Below are 7742 nucleotides of genomic sequence, written 5' to 3'. Positions count from 1 at the left end.
AATATTCATCTTACAACATATAGAAAGTGTGAACATCTTCATGAGAATAAACTCCAAAGTCATCTACATTACCTTAATTATCGTTATTCTGTTGTTAGTGACGAATAATACCTCTTATTATTGGTATACGAAATCACTGTTAACAGAAGCATTATCGATGAGGATGGAGTCGACGGCCAACCAAATACGAACTTCCATTGAACTATCAGAGGAAGGATCCTTCTTCGTGGAAGATTTAGTTGGAGAGAATCTGCGCTCTGTCGCCGTATTCGCCGCGAGCAAGCTTGATCCAGATATCGATAAAGTATCCAATGAACAATTGGTTCAGCTTGCCAAACAAGCGGGGGTCGATGGTTTTTCGCTGATGAAGCGGAGTGGTGTTGCAAACGATATCATGGTTGGTAAGTCTTCAGAACCCAAAGAACTTCAAATCAAAAGCACCATCCCTTTCGGCTACTGGTTTACTGCCTTTGATCAATTGATGACGAACCATAAGGTTACGATTCCCGAAGGTCAGAAGCTGCAGAATTTCTGGTCCGGTATTTACGAGGTTCCAGCATCCGGCTCAAGCAATGTCAGTAAATTTGGTTACTATTACGATGGTTCAACCAATTATATTATCTGTGTGTTTGTGAATGCTGATAAAATTCAGCGCTTTAAAGAAATTGTAGGTGCAGATACGGTAGTAAAGAAAACGCTTGCGGCTAATCAGGATATTTTGGAAATTTCCGGTTTGCATGGGGTTACATTTGGTACAAAGCCAATTGAGTACAAAGGCAGTGACGGTACAGCTTTCATTTCGGTGTATGATCGGCCGTTGCTGTTCGGTACGTACAACATTAAGAATGACAAAGATTTGAAATATTATAAAGAGTCCATTGAAAACAATAAACCGGTTAGCATTGTGGAGAGTTGGAATGGTAAGCCGATCCTCAAAACATTCGTCTACGTTCCCGTTAAGAAGAAACTGACCGAAGTCCAACGAGAAGTTCCTTATGTCATCTCAATTACGTCAGATTATCAATCGATTCAAGAGACTTTAAATAAACAGCTCGTTCAGCTTATGCTTATCGTTGTTCTGTTTACTGTTTGCAGCTGCATTTTTATTTATTTTGTATTCCGATTTATTACCAAAAGCCGAGAAACCGCGGTTCAATCTACGCAAGAAATGTACATTCAAAATGTGGATTTGATGTTTGCAACGATTCGCAGTCAGCGGCATGACTTTTTAAATCATGTACAGACCATGTATGCGCTTCTTGCGAATGGCAAGAAGGAAGATCAAATGAAGTACATGAAGGAATTGCTGGAAGAAATTAACGAAGTAAATGATATTATTCGTATTGGCCATCCGGCGATTGCAGCTTTGATTCAAGCGAAGTTTGCGCTTGCTATGCGTACGAAAATTGATTTTCATTATGAATTTACGGGACTTGATGGCTTAGCACTAGGGGTCAAATCCGTTGATCTCGTGAAAATTATCGGGAATTTGATTGATAATGCTTTCGACGAGGTTAATAAGTTCCCGCCAGGCGAACGTGAGGTCAGTGTGAACGGTTGGTCAGAGTCGAATCAAGTGACGATTTCCGTTTCCAACCCTGTACTGCCGGACTTCCAGGTCGAAGACTACAATCAAATGTTTACGATTGGCTACAGCACCAAAGGTGATGGTGAACATCAAGGATTAGGTCTATCGGTTGTAAAAGAGCGTATTGAGCACTACAAAGGCACGATTGAAGTGTCTGTGGAGGATGGCTGGATTTGCTTTAAAATATCAATTCCAATGCAGTAAATAGAAAGAGGCTGCCCCTAGGTCATTCAATGACTTTCGGGACAGCCTCTTCTTTCTTTAAAGAACGGGATACACATAAAGCTTAAATGGGATTAATAAGGTGATTGCCAAAAGCAGCCAACGGAATACGGTTTCGCTCGTAGATCCAGTATCAATGGCAATGAATTTCGGCAGCAGACGGATTTTCATAGGAAGAGGCCAAAATAGTTGAATGCCTCGTTCATTGAGCAAATCAATGAGGGGATGAGATGCGTAAGACACAATGAAAACCCAGAAGTACAAGGACGACATCGGCAATGAGATCATCATCAGCAGAAGAATAAAGATAATGGAGTGGGTTAACGTCCGATGGCGCACCTTCAGGATTCGAAGCAGGGCAGATAACGGGAATAGAACTTTGGCCATCGTCGAGCCCGGTTTGTCGACATCAGCCAGCGTCCCTGCTAAGCAGCCCAGCAGAAGGGCTCCAGCCGTGTCCCAGGAAAAGAAGTTTACATGTTGATACGCGAGTACGAGTTCTGCCGAGATGAAACCGGCAATACTGTGTGTTTTTTGCAGCATAAGTTAACCCCTAAGTCTAAATTATTTATAACTGTATAGCATTCGAAGCCGAAACGATTTTTTAGTCGGAATCCGCTCACACAAAGCATATGCAACAAACAATGTATCACATCCTAGTGAATGATGGGGCCATTTCTTTTGAAAAGGTAGGAGAAATGCGAGATTAGGGTGTTTGGAACTAGGAGCAGTTACCTACCATGAGTCAATAAGGAGGGGCTAACTAGTCTATGAGCACTTTTTGAATATAGTTTTATACGTTATAATAGACATATAGTTGAAATAGTGAAGGGGCTAACTCCGATGCCAGTCTTTAATGCCATGGAAACGATCGTCGTCAATATGTTTGATGAGTTTCAGAAAAAGTATGAATTGAAATGCGATTGCAATAAGTGTAAAGATGATATGCTAGCTTTGGTTTTAAACAAAATTCCGTCCAGATATACATCAAGTGAAAAGGGAACGTTATTCGTAAAAGGATTATATATCAATCCGCAGCTGCAGTCCGATGTCATGCGTGAATTAATGGAAGCAGCGAATATCGTCGCTGATCATCAGCATCATGAAGTCTAGCAGCAATGTTGAATAGTGAGCTGGTCTCCATTTCGGGGGACTGGCTTTTTTATATGGCATGTCATTCGACAATATAGTATAATTATCGACGGGTTTCCGTATATTTCGAACATAATTCGTTAACATTGTCGAATGAAAAAAATACTTTGACTAAATCCGAGTTATTTAGTAGGATATACAAAAAGAATGTTCTATATAAAAATATTTTCATCAAGGGGAGAGATTCATATGAAAAAAGCTTTAATTTCCATGTTTGCTGTTACAGTACTGCTAACAGGCTGCGCAACGGCAAAGACAGACACGGCAGCACCTAACGCTGAAGCAACGAAAGCAGCTACAGCTAAGTCAGATAAGAAAGTCATCCTTATTACGCCAGAGAAGATTGGTTTGAATCCATTTTTCGCGCAAGAAGATGAAGGTGTTAAGAAAGCTGGTCAAGAGTTTGGTGTTACAGTAAAAACGGTAGAATCCACCGATGCAAGCGCAATTGAGCAAAATTTACGCGCTGCTGTTGCTGATAATTATGATCTCATCATTACAAGTTCCTTCGAGTCTGAAGATGCTCTTAAGAAAGTAGCAGCTGAGAATCCGAAGAAATCCTTTGCTATTATTGATACGGTTGTTGATCTTCCGAACGTTCGCAGTGTCGTTTTCCGTGAGCACGAAGCTTCCTACTTGCTAGGCGCAGCTGCCGGTCTTGCAACTAAGAAAAATGTCGTAGGTATGGTTGCGGCACTTGATATCCCGCTCATTAAGAAGTACACGGTCGGCTTCCAAGAAGGTCTGAAGTCAACGAATCCTAATGCTAAATTCATCGTTAACTACGTAGGTAGCTTCACAGATCCAGCCAAAGCGAAAGAATTAGCGTTAACGCAATTCTCACAAGGTGCAGATTTCATCGCTGCCGCTTCTGCTGTTGGTGATCTAGGCGTGTTCGAAGCTGCGAAAGAAAAAGGCTTCTTCACTTCCGGACAAGATATCGACCGTACAGTAACGGATCCACAGCACATCGTCCTTTCTCAATTAAAAGGAACAGATGCTGTAGCCTACCAAACGGTGAAAGATTTCGTTAATGGCTCGTTTAAATTCGGATCCGTTGATTACGGTTTGAAAGAAGACGGCGTTGGTCTTACTTTCGTGACCAAAGATAGCAAATCAACGTTAAGTCCGTTCATTGGACAAGACGTCGTGACGAAAGTTAAAGCGATTCGCGATGATATCGTTTCTGGCAAAGTGAAAGTTGAGAATCCAGTTAAATAATGAGTACGATCATTTCATATTGACCTTGGGAACTGTTTACGGAGACGTAAACAGTTTCCTCATGTCTAGACAGAGGAGCGAAAAACCGTCATGCTGCTTCAAATGCGTCAAATTACGAAAACATATGGCAGTTTAACAGCGAATTCAAATGTTGATTTTTCGCTGCGTCAAGGTGAGATTCATGCATTAGTGGGGGAAAATGGAGCTGGAAAAACAACGCTAATGCGTATTTTGTACGGCATGGAGCAGCCAACGGCTGGCCACATTCTTTTGAATGGCGAGGAAGTGGCCTTCACGAATCCTACGGATGCGATCCGTCATCGAATTGGCATGGTGCATCAACATTTCATGCTCTTTCCTACTTTTACAATCGCCGAGAATATCGTTATTGGTAACGAACCTAAGTCAGGGCTCAAATTCGACCGTAAAAAGGCTGTTAAGCAAGTGGAGGCGTTGTGCGAGCAGTATCGCTTGCCGATTGATCCGAATAAGAAAGTGGCGGACATTCCACTTGGGATGCAGCAGCGTGTGGAAATTTTGAAGGTGCTGTATCAGGGTGCGGACATTATTATTTTGGATGAGCCTACGGGTGTATTGACGCCGCTTGAAGCGAAGGAACTTCTCGTTATTATGAGAAACTTGGCCAACCAAGGGAAAAGCTTCATTATCATCACGCACAAGCTTCATGAAGTGATGGAAATCGCTGACCGGGTTACTGTTCTTCGTGACGGGAAAGTTACGGGGGAGCTGGATGCAGGGGCAACCAATGTAGAGGAATTGTCCAAGCTGATGGTGGGCAGAGAGTTGCTGCCGACGACCAAAAGCGATGTGAAGCTGGGTGAGACCGTTCTACAGGTCAAGGATGTTTCGATTATGGGGGACAAAGGCAAACCTGTGCTAGATCAAGTCAGCTTTCAGGTCAAGGCTGGGGAAATTGTTGGCATCGCAGGTATTTCAGGAAATGGTCAATCCGAACTCATTCAAGCTATTTCAGGACTCCAGTTAATTGACCGCGGGGAAATTCGATTGCTTGGCGACAATCTGAAAGGGCGTTCTGTACGGGAAATTAGAGACATTGGTCTTTCACATGTCCCAGAGGATCGTTATCAATGGGGTGCAGCGAAAGAAGGCACGGTCTTAGAAAACGGAACGATGGGGCATCACAGAACCCTCAGCCGTAAAGGTTTTTTGCAAGGAACAGAACTTCGACAAATGGTGGGTGGCTTCATTCAGCAATTTCAGATTAAAGCAGGCTCACAAGATGCGAAGGTGAAGTATCTATCCGGCGGTAATTTGCAAAAGCTGATCGTAGCGAGAGAAATTGCACAGAAACAACCATTTTTAATTGCAGCAGAACCTACTCGTGGCGTTGATATTGGAGCTATGGAGCTCATTCACGAAGAATTGCTTCGCAAACGTAACGAGCAAGGCGCAATATTGTTGGTATCCTCAGAGTTAACAGAAATTCTCAAGCTTTCGGATCGTATTCTTGTCATGTACGAAGGACGAATAGCTGGCGAGATTTCTGCAGAGAACGCAACGGAGGAGCAGATTAGCTTGTGGATGGCGGGAGGAGTTTCTCATGCTTAAAAGTCGTTTCCCTATGAGCGCTTGGGTCCAACCGCTGCTTGCCATCATCATCGGATTATTGGGCGGTGCCATTGCGATTTCTTTGATTGGCGGATCCGTTATTGACACCTATGCACAGATGTGGAAAGGTGCTTTTGGTAATTTCTTTTTCATTACGAATACGTTAACCCGGGCGACGCCGCTGATTTTGGTAGGGTTAGGCGTATCGATTGCTTTCCGTGCAGGATTTTTCAACATGGGATCAGAAGGACAGATGATTCTTGGCGCATTATCCAGTGCAATGATCGCTCTGTATTTGCCTGGGCCTGCGCTATTTAAATTGTTAGCGGCTATACTGGGCGGAATCATTGCCGGTGGCATTTGGTCGGCTTTTGCAGGGTGGCTGGATGCCAAGTTCAGAATGAATTTGATTATTACAACGCTATTGATGAATTATATAGCTGCTTTATTTGCTGGCTATATGGTCGCTTATCCTTTTAAAGATAAAACAGGCTCAGCCGCTCTCGCTCAAACAATGATGATTGAGAAAGGGGTCTGGCTGCCCAAATTATTTCAAGGGATGAGTATTCACGGCGGATTTATTATTGCGATTGCACTCGCTGTTCTCCTCTATTTGTTTATTAAATATACAGTTGCCGGTTATGAAATTCGGATGTTAGGGTACAATCCGCTTTTTGCTGGATATGGGGGCGTAAATAGAGGGAAAGTAATGCTGACCAGCATGTTTGCCAGTGGAGGTTTTGCTGGGCTAGCTGGCGCTATTGAAGTACTTGGCATGCAGTATCGCTACACAGATGGAATGATAACGAATCCTGGTTATGCGTGGTCTGGCATTATGGCAACGCTGCTATCCGGCGCTCATCCATTAGGTACAGCCATCGCGTCTGTTCTTCTTGCAGCTTTGCAAACCGGAGGTATGGGTGTTGAGCGAAACACGAGCATTCCATTAGAGATTTCAAGTGTTATTCAGTCTTTGCTCATCTTGTTCGTTACTGCGAAGTTCAGCTATACCCTTTGGAAACGACGGAAAGGAGGTAAAGGCGATGCAGCATCTTCTTGATGTGTCTTTATTCAGTTCGATGATTCGGATGGTGGCGCCCATCCTGCTTGCTGCACTCGGCGGGGCAATTTGTTCCAGGGTTGGCTTGTTTAACGTGGGCTTGGAAGGTTTCGTGTTAGTTGGGGCATTCTCGGCGATTGTGGGCAATTTTTACACAGGAAATGTTTTGGCAGCTGTTCTTATTGCCGTTGCGGTGACGATGCTCTTTTCATTGATTTTTGCTTATATTAGTATTCATTTGCAAGCGAATGTCATCGTTGTTGGTATTTCGTTTAATTTCCTGGCGCTGGGGTTGACTGCATTTAGCTTGCGAGCGATTTTTCATGTCAAAGGCGCTTTCTATGATAAAAATATGATCGGACTGCCGAAATGGGATATTCCGTTCATCAAAGATATCCCCGTAGTTGGGGAGATTATTTCCGGGCATTCACCGCTTGTCTATTTGGCCTTTATCCTTGTATTCGTCCTACAGTATTTCCTGTTCAAGTCCGTACTAGGATTCCGCTTGATCGCGGTTGGGGAGAATCCAGTTGCCAGCAAAAGCATTGGCATCAAGGTAAATCGGATGCAATACTTGGCAGTGCTAATCTGCGGGGTGCTCTGTGGATTGGCTGGGGCTCAGCTTTCACTGGGGCAAGTGACGATGTTTACGGAAGGGATGACAGCTGGAAGAGGGTTTATTGCTCTTGTAGCCACGATGTTGGGCCAAGCTAATCCAATCGGTGTCATGGCTTCCAGTTTGCTATTCGGTTTGATGGATGCGTTTAGTATTCGATTGCAGGGCTTCTCCCTGCCAACCCATTTTACACAAATGCTGCCTTACGTTGTGACACTGCTGGCGATGCTTTTCTTCCGGAGAAGCAATTATTTGGCTGATGCACAGAAGGCGAATGGCAGTTCCAGATAAGG

Annotated in this window: 7 protein-coding genes; 6 read left to right on the top strand and 1 reads right to left on the bottom strand. The window is 43.7% G+C overall.

The window, feature by feature from the left end:
• Positions 1 to 1792: sensor histidine kinase (locus GQF01_RS08015; RefSeq protein ID WP_235959085.1), on the top strand; the 1792-nt coding region annotated here is incomplete at its 5' end.
• A 57-nt stretch (positions 1793 to 1849) separates the two neighbouring features.
• Here the strand turns inward: GQF01_RS08015 and GQF01_RS08010 are convergent.
• Complete coding sequence (locus GQF01_RS08010; protein WP_161406249.1) at positions 1850 to 2353, bottom strand: metal-dependent hydrolase; 504 nt, start codon at positions 2351 to 2353, stop codon at positions 1850 to 1852.
• Positions 2354 to 2653: 300 nt separating this feature from the next.
• Here GQF01_RS08010 and GQF01_RS08005 point away from each other — a divergent pair, with 300 nt between their 5' ends.
• The 5 genes from GQF01_RS08005 to GQF01_RS07985 all read left to right on the top strand — a co-directional run bounded on the left by GQF01_RS08005 (position 2654) and on the right by GQF01_RS07985 (position 7740).
• A complete protein-coding gene (locus tag GQF01_RS08005; protein WP_161406248.1) occupies positions 2654 to 2923 on the top strand; it encodes a late competence development ComFB family protein in 270 nt (89 codons plus the stop codon).
• Positions 2924 to 3151: 228 nt separating this feature from the next.
• Positions 3152 to 4183, top strand: coding sequence for a BMP family lipoprotein (locus GQF01_RS08000; protein ID WP_161406247.1), 1032 nt, complete (start codon positions 3152 to 3154; stop codon positions 4181 to 4183).
• Positions 4184 to 4273: 90 nt separating this feature from the next.
• A complete protein-coding gene (locus GQF01_RS07995) occupies positions 4274 to 5773 on the top strand; it encodes an ABC transporter ATP-binding protein (protein WP_161406246.1) in 1500 nt (499 codons plus the stop codon).
• The gene (locus GQF01_RS07990) at positions 5766 to 6833 is read left to right on the top strand and encodes an ABC transporter permease (RefSeq protein WP_161406245.1); all 1068 of its coding nucleotides are present in this window, start codon (positions 5766 to 5768) and stop codon (positions 6831 to 6833) included. The genes GQF01_RS07995 and GQF01_RS07990 overlap by 8 nt, the downstream gene beginning before the upstream one ends.
• Complete coding sequence (locus GQF01_RS07985; RefSeq protein WP_161406244.1) at positions 6817 to 7740, top strand: ABC transporter permease; 924 nt, start codon at positions 6817 to 6819, stop codon at positions 7738 to 7740. The genes GQF01_RS07990 and GQF01_RS07985 overlap by 17 nt, the downstream gene beginning before the upstream one ends.
• The last annotated feature ends 2 nt before the right edge of the window (positions 7741 to 7742 follow it).

It is taken from the genome of Paenibacillus silvestris (assembly GCF_009882985.1).
Classification (GTDB): Bacteria; Bacillota; Bacilli; order Paenibacillales; family NBRC-103111; genus Paenibacillus_E; species Paenibacillus_E silvestris.
The sequence above is the reverse complement of the archived record's forward strand: the minus strand, read 5'-3'. Positions and strand labels throughout refer to the sequence as shown.

What these genes read in the sequence shown, in the direction of transcription:
- GQF01_RS07995 (WP_161406246.1), top strand. Translation starts at nt 4,274, where the DNA reads ATGCTGCTTCAAATGCGTCAAATTACGAAAACATATGGCAGTTTAACA.
- GQF01_RS08010 (WP_161406249.1), bottom strand. Translation starts at nt 2,353, where the DNA reads ATGCTGCAAAAAACACACAGTATTGCCGGTTTCATCTCGGCAGAACTC.
- GQF01_RS08005 (WP_161406248.1), top strand. Translation starts at nt 2,654, where the DNA reads ATGCCAGTCTTTAATGCCATGGAAACGATCGTCGTCAATATGTTTGAT.
- GQF01_RS07990 (WP_161406245.1), top strand. Translation starts at nt 5,766, where the DNA reads ATGCTTAAAAGTCGTTTCCCTATGAGCGCTTGGGTCCAACCGCTGCTT.
- GQF01_RS08000 (WP_161406247.1), top strand. Translation starts at nt 3,152, where the DNA reads ATGAAAAAAGCTTTAATTTCCATGTTTGCTGTTACAGTACTGCTAACA.
- GQF01_RS07985 (WP_161406244.1), top strand. Translation starts at nt 6,817, where the DNA reads ATGCAGCATCTTCTTGATGTGTCTTTATTCAGTTCGATGATTCGGATG.